Genomic DNA, 17,011 nt, shown 5'->3' on the forward strand with positions numbered 1-17,011 from the left:
GCGTGTTCAAGAAACGCATTCTGTCGCCCTTCTCAATAATTCGCAACTCGGCTAGTCGGGGCAGATTTATTTTTTGTCTTGAATACCAGGCTCTTGCGCCTAACCGGTGAGGGGCCTGCCGCGACCGCTACTCCGGCCGCTCATACTGAAACAACCTGACCTGCGCCAGCACCAGTTGCGCCAGCATGCCGACTAGCAACGCGTGGTTTTCTTTACGTATGCCCTCTAGTCCGGCGTTGATCTGGCGGTACAGGCAGTCGCGCTCCTCGTCGCTCAGGTGTGCTGGAAGGTCAACCGTAAAACTGTACTGCTCGGATTCGCTCAGTTGCGCATACATTTTGGTGAGCTGACTGGCAGCGAAATCAACCAGCTGTTCATCCGCGCCTTTGGCAGTGAGTAATTCACGTAGCTGGCGCTCCAAATACGCCAGGCCCTGCGCTTGTTGTGAAGGAAATTCGAGGATATCTCCCATACCGTAATGCCTACAATGGAGAGGCCCCATCATAGCGAATGTGTGGGCTCTGTGAAATGAGGGCTAAACCGGCTTTATCAGATTGGACAGCCGGGGATCGGGCGTGGGTGAGCGGCGCAGTAACAGGATAATATTGCCAACACTCTGTACCAGCTCTGCGCCAAACTGCGCGGTAATCTGCTGCGCCATTTCCACGCGAGCCTCGCGCGATCCCACCGCCAACTTGACCTTGATTAGCTCGTGGTCCGTCAGGGCTCTGTCCAGTTCCGCGATCACGTTCTCGCTGAGGCCCTTGCCGGCGACCGTGACGACGGGTTTCAGCTTGTGCCCAATCGCGCGCAGTTGTTTGATATCTTGATTTGCTTTCTTACTCATTACAGTTCCAAGGTACAATGGCCGCCAGCGGGGGCGGGCCATTCTACACAAGCCCTCTCACGCACGAAACTGAAATTACAGTGACTTCCAATGGCGAAAAAAAAATCCTCCAGTAAAGCATGGTTAAAAGAGCACCGTGATGACCCCTATGTGCAGCAGGCCCAGCGCGAGGGCTATCGCTCTCGGGCCTGCTACAAATTGCTTGAACTGCAGGAGAAAGACAGGCTGCTGCGCCGCGGTATGACAGTGTTGGACCTGGGGAGCGCGCCCGGCGGCTGGTCGCAGGTGGCGCTGGAGCAGGTGGGTGAAAGCGGGAAGGTGATCGCCTCGGATATCCTGCCGATGGATGCGCTGGATGGTGTCACCTTTATTCAGGGCGACTTTACCGAAGATGAGGCTTTCTCGCAGATTATTGAGGCGCTTGATGGCAAGCCGGTGGATGTGGTGATTTCAGATATGGCGCCGAATATGAGCGGTGTGTATGCCGTAGATCAGCCGCGCGCCATGTATCTGGTGGAACTGGCGCTGGATATGGCGCAGCAGGTGCTGGCTCCGAACGGTGCGTTTGTCGCCAAGGTGTTTCACGGAGAGGGCTTCGATGAGGTCTTCAGACAGACAAAGGGGGCATTTGCGAAAGTAGTGACGCGAAAACCCAAGGCCTCCAGGCCGCGCTCCAGAGAGGTCTACATGGTGGCGACAGAGTTTCGGGGGCAGTAGGCCCGGTACCGCCCAGCGCGGGGGGCAGAGTCAGCCTCAACGGCCGAATCGACGGCGGATCTAGCGCACAGTTGGTCGCTACGAACATGCTTGAAATATGGTGGGATCGCCCCAATTGTAGTAAATTGGCAGAAAGGGCGCGCTTGAATAGCGCGTAAAGCTTCGAGTCGCGCTGTTTATCCGCGCATCACCCATCAGAATTCAAGGGGATTGGGTGTGAATTCGACACCCGTGAGGCTGTCGCAACAGTCCCCGACTCCGCCCGTAGGCGGCGTCAGAGCTAAAGCTGGCGAAATTTTCCCGTGAGGAAACGGTATTGAACACTATGGTTAAAAATTTATTGCTCTGGTTGGTGATCGCGGCAGTACTCTTGTCGGTCTTCAACAATTTTAATATGCAGGGTGCGACCGAACAGGTCGGCTACTCAGAGTTGATTACCGAGATTCAGAACGATCAGGTGAAAAAAGTCGTCGTAGACGGTTTGACGATCTCGGGCGAGCGCTATGACGGCACCCGTTTTGAGACCATTCGACCCATGGTCGAAGATCCGAAACTGATCGATGACCTGCTTGAGCACAAGGTTGAAGTTGAGGGCCGCAAGCCCGAACAGCAGAGTGTGTGGACGCAGTTGCTGGTGGCGAGCTTCCCCATCCTTATTATTATCGCCGTTTTCATGTTTTTCATGCGCCAGATGCAGGGCGGTGGCGGCGGCCGCGGCGGCCCCATGAGCTTTGGTAAAAGCAAAGCAAAATTGCTGGGCGAAGATCAGATTACCACCACCTTCGCCGATGTTGCCGGCGTAGATGAAGCCAAGCAGGATGTACAGGAACTGGTGGAGTTCCTGCGCGATCCCAGCCGTTTCCAGAAGCTGGGTGGGCGCATCCCTCGCGGCGTGCTGATGGTGGGCCAGCCGGGTACCGGTAAAACACTGCTTGCCAAGGCGATTGCCGGCGAGGCTAAAGTACCGTTTTTCTCGATCTCGGGCTCTGACTTTGTCGAAATGTTTGTCGGCGTGGGTGCCTCCCGCGTGCGCGATATGTTCGATCAGGCGAAAAAGCAGTCGCCCTGCATTATCTTCATCGATGAAATCGACGCTGTGGGTCGTCACCGTGGCGCAGGCCTCGGTGGAGGTCACGATGAGCGCGAGCAGACACTCAACCAGTTGCTGGTGGAGATGGATGGCTTTGAGGTGAACGACGGTGTGATTGTGATTGCTGCCACTAACCGCCCGGATGTGCTGGATCCCGCGCTGCTGCGCCCGGGGCGTTTCGACCGCCAGGTGGTGGTGAGCCTGCCCGATATTCGCGGTCGCGAGCAGATACTGAAAGTGCACATGCGCAAGGTGCCGCTGGCAGAGGATGTGGAACCTTCCAAGATTGCACGCGGTACACCGGGGTTTTCTGGCGCAGACCTCGCTAACTTGGTCAACGAAGCCGCTTTGTTCGCAGCGCGCGGCAATGTTCGCACTGTCGGTATGAGCCAGTTTGAACTTGCCAAGGACAAAATCATGATGGGCGCTGAGCGCAAATCGATGGTTATGTCGGAGAATGAAAAGCGCAACACGGCTTACCACGAGGCGGGCCACGCAATCGTCGGCCGCCTGGTGCCGGAGCACGATCCGGTCTACAAGGTGAGTATTATTCCACGCGGAAGGGCACTGGGCGTGACAATGTTCCTGCCCGAGGAAGATCGCTACAGCCACAGTCGCCGGTTTATTATCAGTCAGATCTGCAGTCTCTTTGGCGGGCGTATCGCAGAGGAAATGACGCTCGGGAAAGACGGCGTGACCACCGGTGCATCGAATGATATCGAGCGCGCGACAGAGATTGCCCGCAAGATGGTCACCAAGTGGGGGCTGTCGGACAAGATGGGCCCGCTGATGTACGAAGAAGGCAGCGAAGAGGTCTTCCTGGGGCGCAGCGCCGGCCAGAATCACTTGGCTGTATCCGGCGAGACCGCCAAGGAAATCGATCACGAGGTGCGTCGAATCATCGATGAATGTTATGCCACTGCCCAGCAAATACTGGAGGAGAACGTCGAGAAATTGCACCTCATGGCCGAGGCATTGATGTTATATGAAACAATCGATTCTGATCAGATCGAAGACATTATGGCGGGGCGTCCGGCGCGAGAGCCCAGAGACTGGGGTGATTCCGGTGGCGATCCAACGCCCGGTGCCGATGTTAGCGCCACATCCGAGGACACCTCCGACAGGCCGATAGGTGGTCCCGCCGGGGAGCATTGACCTCGGTTGTAGTGTCAGACGCCATGCCACAACGCCGCCCGACGCTTGATTGCGCCGGGCGCAGCCTCGATTTGACGCGCCCTCTGGTCATGGGTGTCATCAATACTACACCCGATTCATTCTCCGACGGCGGTACGCTGTACAGCTGTTCCCGGCTGGATATTGATCGCGCCATGGCACGTGCCCGCGAGATGGTGGAGGCTGGGGCGGCCATCCTGGATATCGGTGGTGAATCCACCCGGCCCGGTGCCCAGCCGGTGACGCCAGATGAGGAAATGGACAGGGTTCTGCCACTGGTAGAGCGCATTACTGCAGAACTGGCGGTGGTCGTTTCTGTCGATACCAGTACGCCGGCGCTAATGCGCGCGGCTGCATTGGCCGGCGCCGGTATGATCAATGACGTGCGAGCACTCACTCGCGCTGGAGCACTTGAAGCTGCTGCATCTACCGATCTACCTATTTGCCTGATGCACATGCAGGGCGAGCCGGACAATATGCAGTTGGCGCCACAATATGTCGATGTTGTGACGCAGGTCAGAGATTTGCTACTCGACAGGGTGGCAGCGTGTGAGCGACTGGGTATAGTGCGGGAAAGATTGCTACTCGACCCCGGCTTCGGGTTTGGCAAGACCGTCAGCCACAACTTACAACTGCTGCGGGGTTTGCCGCAACTGGCCGCCCTGGGCTTCCCTTTGTTGGTTGGGCTGTCGCGTAAATCTATGATTGGCAAACTGTTGGGTCGGGATACAGGCGAGCGCCTGCCAGCGAGCCTGGCGTTGGCGGTTATGGCAGTGGAGCGTGGTGCTACGATAATAAGAGCGCACGATGTTGCCGCTACTGCAGACGCTGTTGCGATGTGGTCGGCGCTACAAGATCTGGGGGAGTTATGACGAAACGCTATTTTGGGACCGATGGTATCCGCGGCAAAGTGGGTGAGTTTCCCATCACGCCGGATTTCATGCTCAAGTTGGGCTGGGCCTGTGGTCGCGTCTTCACGCGCGAGTTTAATCGCGAGGGCGGTTGCCTGGTGATTATCGGCAAGGATACGCGTGTTTCGGGCTATATGTTTGAGTCTGCATTGGAAGCCGGGCTGGTTTCCGCTGGCGTCAATGTGAAGCTCCTGGGCCCCATGCCGACCCCCGCTGTTGCGCTGATGACCCGCAAACAGAATGCGGAGGCCGGTATTGTTATCAGCGCCTCACACAACCCCTTCTACGACAACGGTATCAAATTTTTTGGTGCCAATGGCTCCAAGCTTTCCGATGAGATAGAGCATGCAATCGAAGCTGAAATGGAGCTGGAGTTAACCACCGTTGCCTCGCGGCAGATCGGCAAGGTGGTGCGGGTAGAGGATGCTACCGGCCGCTATATCGAATTTTGCAAATCTACGGTACCTGAGGGTTTCAGCCTGCGCGGTCTGCGTATTGCGGTGGATTGTGCGCACGGTGCCACCTACCACATCGCACCCGCTGTGCTGAGTGAACTCGGTGCAGAAGTGGTCACCATGGGAGCAGAGCCTGACGGTTTCAATATCAATGAGGGCGTAGGCTCCACCGATATGGCCGCGCTGTCGAAACTTGTGAGGCAGCACAATGCCGATATCGGCATCGCCTACGATGGCGATGGCGACCGAGTACTGATGACGGACAGCACAGGCGAGGTCATCGACGGTGATGAGCTGGTGTATATCATTGCGATGCACCGCCTGGCAAATGGCCACAGCGATGCCGGCGTCGTGGGCACGCAGATGTCGAACCTGGGGCTTGAAATGGCTCTGAAGAAAGCCGGTCTGCAGTTTGAGCGCGCGCAGGTGGGCGATCGCTACGTGAAGGCTGCCATGGAAGCGAACGGTTGGCATCTCGGTGGGGAGTCATCGGGTCATATCATTTGCTCCGATGTCACCACCACGGGCGATGGCATCGTCGCCTCCCTGCAGGTGTTGATGGCGCTACAGGCAGCGCAGGGTGATCTGGCTGCATTACGCGCTGGTATTACCATGTATCCACAGACCATGATCAACGTCGAAATCGGCGGCAGGGTTGACCTGACACAATACCCCGCATTGACCACCGCTGTAGCAGCGATGGAGCAGCGCCTGGGGGCGGAGGGCAGGGTTCTGCTGCGCCCTTCCGGTACCGAGCCCAAGGTACGGGTTATGGTGGAGGGTCGCTGTCCCGACCAGGTTCCGCAGCTGTGTGCGGAGTTGGCCACCGAAGTCGAGCGGATTCTCGCCTGATGCAGCGACGGCGTGTGCAGCGCCGTGGCTCAATTCCATCCGGAACTTCCTTGTCACAGGCGGCTATCTTGGTTAAGATTGCCGCCGCTTTTTTCACCCGGAGATCATGATGCGCCAGCTTCTGGTTGTTGGTAACTGGAAGATGAACGGATCCAGGGCCAGTATCAATTCGCTGTTGGACGGCCTGTTGAGCGGGTCGGCAGTGGCCGGGACTGAAGTGGCTGTTTGCCCCACGTATGTACATCTTCCCCAGGTGCTGGAGTTGTGTGCAGCGTCCGCGATTTCAGTCGGGGCACAGGATTGCAGCCATATGCTGTCCGGCGCGTATACCGGTGAGGTCGCGCCTGGGATGCTCGCTGAGTTGGGATGTCGCTGGGTCATACTGGGGCACTCGGAGCGACGCCAGTATCATGGTGAATCCGATGCGCTAGTCGCCGCCAAGGTGGCGGTAGCGGTTGAGGCGGGGCTGCAACCCATTGTTTGTGTTGGAGAAACGCGCGAACAACGTGAGGCAGGTGAGGCGCAGCGTGTGGTCAGTGCCCAGTTGGAGGGCGCCCTGCAGGGGCAGGCCAATCTGGAGTCTCTGGTGGTGGCGTACGAACCGGTCTGGGCTATTGGCACCGGGCTGACCGCGACACCGGAACAGGCCCAGGAGATGCACGAGTGTATTCGCGCCTGCCTGGGCGGTATTGAAGGCGTGGGCGCCGAGGCTACGCGACTGTTGTACGGCGGTAGTGTAAAGGCGGATAATGCCGCGCAATTATTCGCACAGCCGGATATTGACGGTGCACTGGTGGGTGGAGCGGCGTTGAAGGCAGCAGATTTTACAGCGATTATAGCCGCCGCAGCGGCGTAACAAGCGATTCGACAATGTCCCCTGGAGGGACTCGATAGTTATGGAACAGATCATTTTGGCAGTGCACCTGGTTATCGCGTTAGCGATCATCGGGCTGATCATGCTGCAGCAGGGCAAGGGCGCAGACATGGGTGCATCATTTGGTGCCGGGGGCTCGCAGACGCTGTTTGGCAGCGACGGCGGCAGCAATGTATTGACCAAGGCCACGGCTTGGTTGGTGGTACTGTTTTTTGCGAGTAGTTTTGGACTGGCCTTACTGGCGAACCAGCGCTCCGTCGTCGAGGACGACCTGGGCCTGGCGATACCCACGAATGTGAAAGCTGAGATGGTGGCACCGGCAACAGAGGGCGAGTTGCCCGTTCTGGATGATACGCCGCCAGCTGCAACAGCACCCGGCGGGGAAGACCTGCCTCAGTTGGATTGAGATAACCGGAAGTTTTTAGCCGAAGTGGTGGAATTGGTAGACACGCCATCTTGAGGGGGTGGTGAGCTATGCTCGTGCGGGTTCAAGTCCCGCCTTCGGCACCATATCAATGTTTCAGGAAATTACATGAAACCCTTGAAGCCCAGCAATAGCTGGGTTTTTTGTGTCTGCTTACCACCCGAAGCGCTGTATCTATTCCTGTTCGTGGAATAAAGAGGGGCGAGAGCGACTTACACTGCGCATGGACACCTGCTGTTGCCATCGGCTGCTATTCAAACTGCCCGATGATCTTTCGCACGATTTTTCTGGCACCTGCGGATGACAGGTGGTCATCGTCGCGGTAGAAAATTTCTCCGTCTTCGTGGGTAATACACCGCCCCGTCAGCACTGAGTTACAGAATATTTTTCCTGGATAGATTCTCACCAGGTTTTCATTTGGCTCTATGGTGTCCAAAGCGTTGATGGTTCTCTGGTTGCGTTCCAGGAAAGCCTCGTAGCTTGTCGAGGCGACAGAATTATCAAGCCCGGAGTACGATTCGCTTTGATAGTGGTGAGTCAGATAGTCCGGTACATTCCATCCTGCCTCGGGTATTGGATATATCAGGATGACGGTCTTTCCTGCATCCAGCAGGGTTTCAACAGAGTCGATATAGCGCTGTGCGATCAAATCACGGTGCTCATATTTCTCGTGGTACAAATACATATCGTCTTCAACAATATCCAGGTGGGGCTTTCTTCCGCGCTCTTTGCCGCCCTCCTTGTTGTCGAATCGGGTGCCTTCCATTCCGAGCGTCCAGCGCGCCGCCAGAATGACATGCGTAATGTTGTCATCGTTAATGAGGTATTCGTAGGCCTTATTATTGTGGTCATAACAGATTGTTCTATCCGCCGTGTCGGCCCGGTAAACACCTGTAACCGGAGGGCAGGCAAACTCAGCGATCATCAGCAGCCCGGTATCTGTTCGTGAGAAAGCCTGTTGAAGCTCTTCTGCCAGCACCGTCGCATGCGAGTCCCCAAACAGGGCAGCTGAATGCGCCCCCCCTTGTACCAATAGGCAATAGCGATTGCGGCCTTCGAGCCAACTGTCCCGACACAGATCCTTCACTTTCGTCATTTGCTTTGCTGAATTAATACTATTAACAAACGCCTTCTCAAACCTGCCCTCGAAACCGTTTGTGAAATATCCGAGCGTGCCAAACGCAATAAACGCGACTGAACCTAAAGCGGTGCCAGTAAAAACCTGTGTTCTGGAAAAGTTGCTCCTGCGCCTGAATGGCGCCTCTACGTATTTCCAACTGAGGAATGCCAGTGCCAGTGACAGCAGTGATAGTGCTGACAGGATGGTGAAGCCTGGCTCGTAGGGGCTGGTATGCCTTGCAAACGCAAACAGTGGCTGATGCCAGAGATAGGCGCTGTAACTGATCAGCCCTATGCCTACCAGTAACTTCGAGCCCAGTAGTTTTCCCGCCGTTGTTTTGCTGGAGGCAAAAATGATTACCAGAGCGGTGCCGACGGTTGGGAGCAGCGCATAGAAGCCGGGGAAGGGCGTGTGTTCGTCAAAAGTGAGAACGGCATACGCGATCAGTGAGAGTCCGGCCCAGCCCATCACGTCGTCGACGGCATTGTGAGAAAGCATGGAGTCGATAAGCGCTTTTCGGTACAGAAAATAGAAGGCGATACCAGCGCCTATGGCCAGTTCCCAGCCCCGCGTCGGCAACAGGAAAAAGTTTGCGGAGGCATCTCTGGTCGAGGCCCACTGTGAAAGCAAAAGGCTTGCCAGGGCGATTGAGAAAAAGGAGATGAGAATCCAGCGCTTCCCGAGACGCCACAACAGAATGAGGAACAACGGGAAAAGGATATAGTACTGCTCCTCAACGGCCAGGCTCCATGTGTGTAACAGCGGCTTCAATTCATTTTCAATGTCCCAGTAGCCGGTTTCCTGCCAGAACAGGATGTTCGATGAAAAGAGCGAAACAGCGATCAGGCTCTCTGAGTAGTCCTTCATATGGGAAGGAGGCAGCCATAAGAGTGCGAGTAGTGTTGATACCAGAAGCACCAGGAACAGCGCTGGAATAATTCTTCGTGCCCTTCGGTCGTAGAAGTGGAGGATGGAGAATTTATCCTCTTCCATCTCTGACAAGATAATGGTGGTTATCAGATAACCGCTGATGACGAAGAATACATCGACACCGACAAACCCGCCGCTGAAGGCGGGAAACCCTGCGTGAAACAGTATTACGGGTAGTACAGCGAGAGCGCGCAGCCCATCTATTTCTCGCCTGTACTTCATTGGGTCCGGGTGATGTTCAAGTTAGCACCGGAAAAAGCTGCGTGGAAATATTCAGCTGTTCTAACAGTGCAGGGCAGGGTTTCGTCCATGAGTGACTCGGGGACTCCGCGTATAATGTTCGAATTCTACCCCAGCAAAACTGACTACTTGCCAAATTTCTACTCAGAGGTGCGAAGTAGGCTGACATGATGGTTTAGAGACAGCGCCAACATTAGCGGCGTCCAAGACGCAACCGCTCACCACGCCGCGCAGTAATGAGCGGGGGTGGGGGCTGGATGAAGCCTGGATGAAAGCCTTTCAGCAAGCAGTTGCCTTCTGTGAGGAGCGCCTATCGGTACTCGTCACCTGCTGCTTGGCGATGCGCACTTTACGGAGTGTCGGTTGCCTTCGCTACTCCGGAGCTCTGGCAGCCAGACAAGCCCCGTCTGCAGGCATGGCGCTTACTGAATATTACACTGCTTCTTGATCTCTGCGATCTTGGCGTCAAGCTTCTTGTTGTACTCACCGGTACCAATTTCGAAACTTTCCTTCTCACTGCCGCCAAACATATGCGCTACAGCGCCGATTGGAATAATGGAACCGGCGCCGTCTGCAATTTCCTGAGACGTGCGCGCTTTCTCGCTGTTCAGTGTTTTGATGTCAGCTTGTGCGGTGCTGCAATCGACGGATTTGGCGAGGTTGGCCTGTACTTCTTTCTGGGGTGCTGGCGCCTGGGAAGAGCAGCCAGCGAGCAGGGCAAGTGCAACTAGCCCCGTGGTCAGATACTTCATCATGAGTTTCCTTCTGTTGTTGGAGAACGGGTACGATTCGGGCTTGATCCGGTTAATGGATCCCGCAGCCGTCTCAACCGATTGTGGCACAGAAATGTTAAGAAAATTGAATTTTTTTGCTGACAGTTTTTCTATGGCTGGTGAGCTGGATGTTGCCCGATTTTATGATCCCGCCCACTTTGGTGGCTGGGTTTCAGGCGGAAATGATTCAGGAAAGCTGTCGCCTCAGCGATTGTAGTTATGCACCAAAATTGGGCGCGGAAAGTACCGCGGCCGGTTTGCGTGATAGAGGACCGGGCATTGGTAGTTTCTTCTCCTGTGATACACGCCATAGGTGCAAAACGGAGGAGCTTAATATGTCAGGTTTCTCCAGGTTCCGCTCATTCCAAAATACCAAAAAATGAAACACTCAATACTACGATAAAGTTTTGAAGTAATTTTGGTTCGCAAGCACACTTTGTGCTAATTTCAGCACTGGAAAGGATAATTACAGGGAAGGGATGCCGATCATGAAACACGCAGTGTTTAAATGGCTCGCTGGATGGGCGTTTGCCGTCAGCCAAAGTGTGTCAGCAGTCCCTATTACTGATACCGTCCTTGTCGGTACTCAGGAGTGGGCGCAGGTTGATTTATTCACCAATGTTAGCTGGAATACTGTGGCGGCTCAGTGCCCTGGGGGTGTTTGTTCCCCATTGGGCACACTCAACGGGTATGACCTGACTGGTTGGACCTGGGCGTCCATCGAAGCAGTGCAGTCATTGTTTAACACGTTTACGGGGCAAACTGACCCCGCTCCCAGCGATTATGTTGAAGTCAACTCCACCTGGGCCCCCGCTTTTGTGTCGCTATTTACACCGACGAAAACTTACCCTGAAGGGGGTGCCGTTGTGGCTGGCTGGTCATCCACGCCAGATTCAGACGCGCCTGGGTGGGCGTATGCCCCTTTCATTCGATACAAAGTGCTTCTCACGCCCTCGACCCCCCCTTTCGATACCGCCTTTACCTCAATCGGCATGGACAAGTCCCTCCACAGGCCCAGCGACGGTGTCTGGTTTGTTCGCGACAAGACCTCGGTGCCTGCGCCGGCAACGCTAATCCTTTTCGCTCTAGGATTGGTCGGCATGGGGATACCGCGCCGAATGTGTGGTGCCAAGGTTTAGCGCTCTCAATTCCGCCATAGTCCAACGGCGTTAGCGGTAGAGGTAGTCGCCATGCACAGCGGTGCTTTTCGAGGGCCGTTGGCTCCTGCTATTTCGCCAACAAGAAAGTGGGCCAATGAATATGCGTATGGAAAAATTGAGATATGGCCCCACTTTCTTCTCAGGCTATATAACCCACGTGTAATTGGAGCGTGCGTATATGATATCGACCAAGAGCATGTCCCAAAGACGAAATAGTGATTTATAAACTGTTTACGGCACTAGCCCTTACTCTCGCTTTAACGGGCTGTTATAGCGCGTTTTGGCAGGGCGTTGATCGCAAAATGACGACAACCCCCAATGGCCATGTTATTGGTATTAATTGCCACAACTGCTATGCAGAAGTGGAAGATGTTACGGAGACTCTATCCGCAATTCACGAAGCGCAAGCTGCCGGCGCCGATTTAATTGAGCTTGACCTGATATGGCGAGATGGAGACGTCGTTGTGAGTCATGATCCCACTAGTTCCCCCAGGACCCAATTTGCCTCCGTACTGGTCGACACCGCCCTGATTAATGGCGATCAAATACTTTTTATCGAGCTCAAAACAGCAACGTCAGACACTGACTTCACCAATGCTGTGATGCACGAACTGATGCTAAACGGTTACCTGGATAACGATGGTAGACCGGTTGTCATCCGATCATTTCAGGAATCGACGCTGGATGCGATGCGCAGTACTTTAATGGACTCTCTCTATTCGACCTATAGTGAGCGCGTCAGGTTGAGTTTGATCTATAGGGAGACATCCTTTGGCGCATTGCAAGCTTGGCAAAGCGACATTATCGAAAAATCCAGCAAATACCACATGGTAGAGTTTGATAAAGATACGGAAAATCTCTTCAGTTTGATATCAACCGCAAAGAATCAAGAGTTGGGAATTGGCCTATGGACTTTCACTACCTTCACCGAGGTGTGGGCAGCTGCGTATCGAAATGAGATTGATGCAATCGTAATAGAGGGTAGTGGGAGTAAGTCTCGAGTTGAAAATATCGTTTTGGCAAAACAGGCGGCAGAAGCTGACTCCAGCTTGATTTACACCAATTTGGATCGACAGAACGAAGAGAATTATCCGCACATCTGGTTCTTCAATGCGGATAAGGTTTCGTTTCGAGATCCGGCAACACCCAACTTCCCGCACTATGAATGGTTGGGTGAAACGGGTGAAGATCGGTTTGGTGGTTCATTTGTTTTTCGCAAGGATCTTGAGGAGCATGTACGACTTTATGATGAAGATAATGATACTGCAGGCGGCTTTTTTGTCTCGACAGTAGTCAACTTTGACGATCTGGCAATTGGCGCTTCAGAAACACAAGCTATCATTAGCAAGGCTGACGCAGGTGGCTTTGCGCTTGAGTTGAAGGGTAACCAATTACGTTTTGGTGTGTATGTCGGCGGCGCATATCACTATGCCTACTCTTCGACGGCAAACCTGAACACCACGGATTCCTACCATGTCATTGGTGCCTACGATGGCGATGGTGCCGTCCGCATGTGGGTAAATGGCTCCCATAACAAGGGCCCAACTCTTCAAGGTGGGGTAACACAGAACGATTCAGGTATTGCTATAGGCGCAGATCCTCAAGGAAATAACAATCAGCGTTTCCATTTTTCCGGGAAGATGCAGCTGGTCAATGTACAAAAATGGAATGGCTTCTGAACAATCAGCTCGGTGATTATCGAGACCAAGGAGACCAAGGGGTCAGAGTCCTTGATCCCATCACCCCTTGATCCTACAAATGTCGATTTCAAGGAGTATGACCGCTTGGTCCCACAAACCTGTGCTCTAATCTTTTGTTCATAGAACCCCTCCAAACTTTCCGCTAGCTTTACTCTGCATACTGATAAAAAAGGGTGAGAAGCATGCAACTGATCAAAGATCTTACACTTGCCGTCGTATTTGCTTTCGTTGCTGGTTGCAAAGTTGCAGTAATTGTCCCATCTGGCGGTGAAGTGACGTCAGACTCTGGCACACGCAATTGCTGGGGGAAAAACCTTTGTGAGTTTGATGTAACAGATAAGACCTTTAAAGAAACCTTCACAGCGGTCGCCAAGACGGGGTATGTGTTCTCCAGGTGGAGCGGAGGCCCGGGATTCCTGTGTGCAGATTCTGTTAGTCCGGTGTGTCAGGTCGATAATACCGTGCTTCCTGAAGGAAATGCCGGTATTGATGCGATTATTGAAGGCGGAAGTTTTTTCTACGTTATGCCCATTTTTGAGTTTGTTGGAATTGATACCGATGGCGATGGGGTCGTGGATCATTGGGATTTGGATGATGACAATGATGGGATTTTGGATGTTAATGATATATGCCCGCTGGTTGGGCCGAATGTGGACGGGATGGGGTGCCCTGAGCCGCTTCTGACTGACGCCGTTTCGGTGGGCGGAAAAATCTGGGCGCAGCCAGATCGGTTTGGGGCACTCTCGTGGGATGATATCAATGCAGTTTGCCCTGAGGGGGCATGTGCTGGAAATTTAGACGGTTATAATATGACAGGTTGGACCTGGGCTTCGATCGATGATGCAAATGATCTAGTTAATTCCTACATTGGTCGAATCCAATTGGTCGGACCCGATTCCTATTCGGAAGTCAATTCAAATTGGGCCCCGGAATTTTTTGAATCTGGTTTCCGTCCAACCCGAACAATTTTCACTGATCCTAAGGTATTTGAGGCCAAAACACGTGGCCGCTATGCATTAGGGGATACGTGGATCTGCGAGGAGTTTAGATTGACAGATTCTATAGCTCAAGATGCGGAGGATACCACCACGACTAGTAGTTTCAGTCCCTGTGGTGAGTCCACAGGAGCATTGTTCTGGCGTTCTGCACTATAATTTGTAAGCGATTATGCAATGCCCGGCTGAGGCGAGTATTGGTTACTGCTCTCTGCAGCAATTTATCCCTGTAAGCTTTAGCTCTTTCAATGATAGGCAGGGACCGCGGTGAAATTGAGGAAATGCCCTTTGTAATCGTTTCCATAGGCCGACACTTAATAGCCCGCGGGCTGTCCTTGCGTCTGGAATAGTGAGAGTGCAGAGCATTTGAATGAAAACATGGTGTGGCACTCTGCATGTTTCCTGGAGCTTTCCGTGATATTGAATTGCTCTGAGAATATTGCCCTCCCGTTATTGCATCCACATAGCACTTTCACTACAATCCCCCACCTTCAAATGGGGCGGCTACAGCAAGCCTCTGTCTGAATATGGCTGGCGTAGCTCAGTAGGTAGAGCAGCTGATTTGTAATCAGCCGGTCGGGGGTTCGATTCCTCTCGCCAGCTCCATTTTCAGATTCGTGGTCAAGCGCTGGAAATATAACGTAAAAATGACAATATCCGCGCGCGTGGGCAGATAGCGGCCCCGTCCGGAGTCGCCCGGATTTGAAGTCGATGTAAGTTAATAATTTTATTGGAATATGTTGTTGACATTGGGGCGACCCATCTGGACAATATGCCGCCTTTCGGAGGGGTTCCCGAGTGGCCAAAGGGATCAGACTGTAAATCTGACGCGCGAGCTTCGGTGGTTCGAATCCACCCCCCTCCACCATGATTGATTGAGCCGAAGTGGTGCGCCGTTCGGGAGTTGTTTTCAGGGAGTGAATTGCTGCCCTGGGGTAAATTACGTGGTTGATGTTGCTGCCATGTGGGTTGGAGGTATTTGTCGGATCAGTCCGCCGCCCGAAGCTGTTGAAGAATGGTTTTGAGTGAAATAGCAGCGGGTATAGTGCGGGTATAGTTCAGTGGTAGAACGTCAGCCTTCCAAGCTGAATATGCGGGTTCGATTCCCGCTACCCGCTCCAAAGTTGGGAAGGATGCGCTCATATAGCTCAGTCGGTAGAGCACTTCCTTGGTAAGGAAGAGGTCACCGGTTCAAATCCGGTTATGAGCTCCACTATTGGCCTAACTGATTGTGTTAGCTGGTTTAATTTTTTTTGATTGATTTGGCCCAAGGGCTTTATCGGGTGTTTGATAGGAGACCGTCGTAATGTCAAAAGAGTCATTTGAACGTAGTAAGCCCCACGTTAACGTAGGAACGATTGGTCACGTTGACCATGGTAAGACGACGCTGACAGCGGCTTTGACGCGCGTATGCGCTGAAGTCTGGGGTGGCGAGATGGTGGCGTTTGACGGTATCGACAACGCCCCGGAAGAAAAAGCGCGTGGTATAACCATTGCGACATCGCACGTGGAATACGAGTCTCCGAACCGTCACTACGCGCACGTTGACTGCCCCGGACACGCCGATTATGTGAAAAACATGATCACCGGTGCGGCGCAGATGGACGGTGCTATTCTGGTATGTGGTGCCACTGACGGCCCGATGCCGCAGACTCGTGAGCACATCCTGCTGTCTCGCCAGGTGGGTGTACCCTACATTGTGGTATTCCTGAACAAGGCTGACCTGCTGGCTGAAGACTGTGGCGGTGCGGACTCCGAAGAGTATGCTGAAATGAAAGAACTGGTTGAAATGGAGCTGCGCGAGCTGCTGGACCAGTACGAATTCCCGGGTGACGACACGCCGATCATCTGTGGTTCTGCACTGATGGCCCTGAACGGTGAAGACGAGCACGAGCTGGGCACCACCGCTGTGAAAGCGCTGGTTGAAACGCTGGATGCTTACATTCCTGAGCCGGAGCGCGCGATTGACCAGCCGTTCCTGATGCCGGTAGAGGACGTGTTCTCTATATCTGGTCGCGGTACGGTTGTTACCGGCCGTGTTGAGCGTGGCATTATCAAGGTTGGTGAGGAAATCGAGATCATCGGTATCCGCGACACGCAGAAAACCACCTGTACAGGTGTTGAGATGTTCCGCAAGCTGCTGGATGAAGGTCGCGCGGGCGAGAACGTCGGTGTCCTGCTGCGCGGTACCAAGCGTGAAGAAGTTGAGCGTGGTCAGGTACTGGCGAAGCCGGGTTCTGTAACGCCGCACACCAAGTTCGAGGCTGAGGTTTACATTCTGTCCAAGGACGAAGGTGGTCGTCACACGCCGTTTTTCAAGGGTTACCGCCCGCAGTTTTACTTCCGTACCACGGATGTGACAGGTGCGTGTGAGCTGCCAGAAGGTGTTGAGATGGTGATGCCGGGTGACAACGTGCAGATGGTAGCAACACTGATTGCACCGATTGCGATGGAAGATGGCTTGCGTTTCGCGATCCGCGAGGGTGGCCGTACTGTCGGCGCCGGCGTGGTAGCCAAGATCATCGAGTAAAGAAAGACCGGAGGCGGGCGCCATCACCTTTGGGTAGTGGTGTCTGTCCCCATCCGGGACGCCAGGCCGAGCCGCTTGAATGAGCAGTTCGGCTTCGTCGTCTCAGTGTGAGGTTTAGGCCAGTAGCTCAATTGGCAGAGCAGCGGTCTCCAAAACCGCAGGTTGGGGGTTCGATTCCCTCCTGGCCTGCCATTTATTGGCGGGGGCCGCGCCCGGTTGG

The 17,011-nt window shown here is 54.1% G+C and carries 15 protein-coding genes and 6 tRNA genes; 17 read left to right on the forward strand and 4 right to left on the reverse strand.

All coding sequences use genetic code 11. The features are described 5' to 3' along the window. Nucleotides 1-127: 127 nt before the first annotated feature. Together AC0L6S_RS21430 and AC0L6S_RS21435 are read right to left on the reverse strand one after the other, a co-directional pair. Nucleotides 128-472, reverse strand: a complete 345-nt coding sequence (locus AC0L6S_RS21430) for a hypothetical protein (RefSeq protein WP_473426143.1) — start codon at nucleotides 470-472, stop codon at nucleotides 128-130. Nucleotides 473-535: 63 nt separating this feature from the next. Further along, on the reverse strand, nucleotides 536-847 hold the full coding sequence (locus AC0L6S_RS21435; RefSeq protein WP_473426145.1) for a YhbY family RNA-binding protein: 312 nt from the start codon (nucleotides 845-847) through the stop codon (nucleotides 536-538). Nucleotides 848-937: 90 nt separating this feature from the next. Here AC0L6S_RS21435 and rlmE point away from each other — a divergent pair, with 90 nt between their 5' ends. The 7 genes from rlmE to AC0L6S_RS21470 all read left to right on the forward strand — a co-directional run bounded on the left by rlmE (nucleotide 938) and on the right by AC0L6S_RS21470 (nucleotide 7,429). After that, complete coding sequence (gene rlmE / locus AC0L6S_RS21440) at nucleotides 938-1,564, forward strand: 23S rRNA (uridine(2552)-2'-O)-methyltransferase RlmE (protein ID WP_473426146.1); 627 nt, start codon at nucleotides 938-940, stop codon at nucleotides 1,562-1,564. A 325-nt stretch (nucleotides 1,565-1,889) separates the two neighbouring features. After that, nucleotides 1,890-3,809: an ATP-dependent zinc metalloprotease FtsH gene (gene ftsH, locus AC0L6S_RS21445; RefSeq protein ID WP_473428672.1), complete on the forward strand. Its 1,920-nt coding sequence runs from the start codon at nucleotides 1,890-1,892 to the stop codon at nucleotides 3,807-3,809. A 23-nt stretch (nucleotides 3,810-3,832) separates the two neighbouring features. Next, nucleotides 3,833-4,699: a dihydropteroate synthase gene (folP, locus tag AC0L6S_RS21450; protein ID WP_473426147.1), complete on the forward strand. Its 867-nt coding sequence runs from the start codon at nucleotides 3,833-3,835 to the stop codon at nucleotides 4,697-4,699. Beyond that, nucleotides 4,696-6,045: a phosphoglucosamine mutase gene (gene glmM, locus AC0L6S_RS21455; RefSeq protein ID WP_473426148.1), complete on the forward strand. Its 1,350-nt coding sequence runs from the start codon at nucleotides 4,696-4,698 to the stop codon at nucleotides 6,043-6,045. Before folP ends, glmM begins: the two co-directional genes overlap by 4 nt. 109 nt (nucleotides 6,046-6,154) lie before the next feature. Then, a complete protein-coding gene (gene tpiA, locus AC0L6S_RS21460; RefSeq protein ID WP_473426149.1) occupies nucleotides 6,155-6,901 on the forward strand; it encodes a triose-phosphate isomerase in 747 nt (248 codons plus the stop codon). 40 nt (nucleotides 6,902-6,941) lie between these two features. Continuing rightward, nucleotides 6,942-7,325: a preprotein translocase subunit SecG gene (gene secG / locus AC0L6S_RS21465; RefSeq protein WP_473426150.1), complete on the forward strand. Its 384-nt coding sequence runs from the start codon at nucleotides 6,942-6,944 to the stop codon at nucleotides 7,323-7,325. 18 nt (nucleotides 7,326-7,343) lie between these two features. Then, nucleotides 7,344-7,429: transfer RNA gene (locus tag AC0L6S_RS21470), tRNA-Leu, on the forward strand. A gap of 164 nt (nucleotides 7,430-7,593) precedes the next feature. Here the strand turns inward: AC0L6S_RS21470 and AC0L6S_RS21475 are convergent. Next, on the reverse strand, nucleotides 7,594-9,615 hold the full coding sequence (locus AC0L6S_RS21475; RefSeq protein ID WP_473426151.1) for an acyltransferase family protein: 2,022 nt from the start codon (nucleotides 9,613-9,615) through the stop codon (nucleotides 7,594-7,596). A 440-nt stretch (nucleotides 9,616-10,055) separates the two neighbouring features. Beyond that, nucleotides 10,056-10,385 (reverse strand): hypothetical protein, encoded by a 330-nt coding sequence (locus AC0L6S_RS21480; RefSeq protein WP_473426152.1) that lies wholly within the window; start codon nucleotides 10,383-10,385, stop codon nucleotides 10,056-10,058. Between the two features lies 1 nt (nucleotide 10,386). Between AC0L6S_RS21480 and AC0L6S_RS21485 the strand changes: the two genes are divergently transcribed. From AC0L6S_RS21485 to AC0L6S_RS21530, 10 genes are all read left to right on the forward strand, one after another. After that, the gene (locus AC0L6S_RS21485; RefSeq protein ID WP_473426153.1) at nucleotides 10,387-10,623 is read left to right on the forward strand and encodes a hypothetical protein; all 237 of its coding nucleotides are present in this window, start codon (nucleotides 10,387-10,389) and stop codon (nucleotides 10,621-10,623) included. A gap of 271 nt (nucleotides 10,624-10,894) precedes the next feature. Beyond that, on the forward strand, nucleotides 10,895-11,545 hold the full coding sequence (locus tag AC0L6S_RS21490; RefSeq protein WP_473426154.1) for a PEP-CTERM sorting domain-containing protein: 651 nt from the start codon (nucleotides 10,895-10,897) through the stop codon (nucleotides 11,543-11,545). A 236-nt stretch (nucleotides 11,546-11,781) separates the two neighbouring features. After that, the gene (locus AC0L6S_RS21495) at nucleotides 11,782-13,245 is read left to right on the forward strand and encodes a LamG-like jellyroll fold domain-containing protein (protein ID WP_473426155.1); all 1,464 of its coding nucleotides are present in this window, start codon (nucleotides 11,782-11,784) and stop codon (nucleotides 13,243-13,245) included. A 203-nt stretch (nucleotides 13,246-13,448) separates the two neighbouring features. Then, a complete protein-coding gene (locus AC0L6S_RS21500; RefSeq protein ID WP_473426156.1) occupies nucleotides 13,449-14,420 on the forward strand; it encodes a hypothetical protein in 972 nt (323 codons plus the stop codon). Between the two features lie 371 nt (nucleotides 14,421-14,791). Further along, nucleotides 14,792-14,867 (forward strand) — tRNA-Thr (locus AC0L6S_RS21505). A gap of 178 nt (nucleotides 14,868-15,045) precedes the next feature. Further along, nucleotides 15,046-15,129, forward strand: a tRNA-Tyr gene (locus AC0L6S_RS21510). 179 nt (nucleotides 15,130-15,308) lie between these two features. Then, nucleotides 15,309-15,382: transfer RNA gene (locus AC0L6S_RS21515), tRNA-Gly, on the forward strand. A gap of 16 nt (nucleotides 15,383-15,398) precedes the next feature. Next, nucleotides 15,399-15,474 (forward strand) — tRNA-Thr (locus tag AC0L6S_RS21520). Nucleotides 15,475-15,567: 93 nt separating this feature from the next. Then, nucleotides 15,568-16,791 (forward strand): elongation factor Tu, encoded by a 1,224-nt coding sequence (tuf, locus tag AC0L6S_RS21525; protein ID WP_473426157.1) that lies wholly within the window; start codon nucleotides 15,568-15,570, stop codon nucleotides 16,789-16,791. A 116-nt stretch (nucleotides 16,792-16,907) separates the two neighbouring features. Continuing rightward, a tRNA-Trp gene (locus tag AC0L6S_RS21530) sits at nucleotides 16,908-16,983 on the forward strand. Nucleotides 16,984-17,011: the final 28 nt, after the last annotated feature.

The sequence above is a fragment of the Halioglobus sp. D3-4 genome (assembly GCF_055809315.1).

What these genes read in the sequence shown, in the direction of transcription:
- AC0L6S_RS21430 (WP_473426143.1), bottom strand. Translation starts at nt 472, where the DNA reads ATGGGAGATATCCTCGAATTTCCTTCACAACAAGCGCAGGGCCTGGCG.
- AC0L6S_RS21435 (WP_473426145.1), bottom strand. Translation starts at nt 847, where the DNA reads ATGAGTAAGAAAGCAAATCAAGATATCAAACAACTGCGCGCGATTGGG.
- rlmE (WP_473426146.1), top strand. Translation starts at nt 938, where the DNA reads ATGGCGAAAAAAAAATCCTCCAGTAAAGCATGGTTAAAAGAGCACCGT.
- ftsH (WP_473428672.1), top strand. Translation starts at nt 1,890, where the DNA reads ATGGTTAAAAATTTATTGCTCTGGTTGGTGATCGCGGCAGTACTCTTG.
- folP (WP_473426147.1), top strand. Translation starts at nt 3,833, where the DNA reads ATGCCACAACGCCGCCCGACGCTTGATTGCGCCGGGCGCAGCCTCGAT.
- glmM (WP_473426148.1), top strand. Translation starts at nt 4,696, where the DNA reads ATGACGAAACGCTATTTTGGGACCGATGGTATCCGCGGCAAAGTGGGT.
- tpiA (WP_473426149.1), top strand. Translation starts at nt 6,155, where the DNA reads ATGCGCCAGCTTCTGGTTGTTGGTAACTGGAAGATGAACGGATCCAGG.
- secG (WP_473426150.1), top strand. Translation starts at nt 6,942, where the DNA reads ATGGAACAGATCATTTTGGCAGTGCACCTGGTTATCGCGTTAGCGATC.
- AC0L6S_RS21475 (WP_473426151.1), bottom strand. Translation starts at nt 9,615, where the DNA reads ATGAAGTACAGGCGAGAAATAGATGGGCTGCGCGCTCTCGCTGTACTA.
- AC0L6S_RS21480 (WP_473426152.1), bottom strand. Translation starts at nt 10,385, where the DNA reads ATGAAGTATCTGACCACGGGGCTAGTTGCACTTGCCCTGCTCGCTGGC.
- AC0L6S_RS21485 (WP_473426153.1), top strand. Translation starts at nt 10,387, where the DNA reads ATGAGTTTCCTTCTGTTGTTGGAGAACGGGTACGATTCGGGCTTGATC.
- AC0L6S_RS21490 (WP_473426154.1), top strand. Translation starts at nt 10,895, where the DNA reads ATGAAACACGCAGTGTTTAAATGGCTCGCTGGATGGGCGTTTGCCGTC.
- AC0L6S_RS21500 (WP_473426156.1), top strand. Translation starts at nt 13,449, where the DNA reads ATGCAACTGATCAAAGATCTTACACTTGCCGTCGTATTTGCTTTCGTT.
- tuf (WP_473426157.1), top strand. Translation starts at nt 15,568, where the DNA reads ATGTCAAAAGAGTCATTTGAACGTAGTAAGCCCCACGTTAACGTAGGA.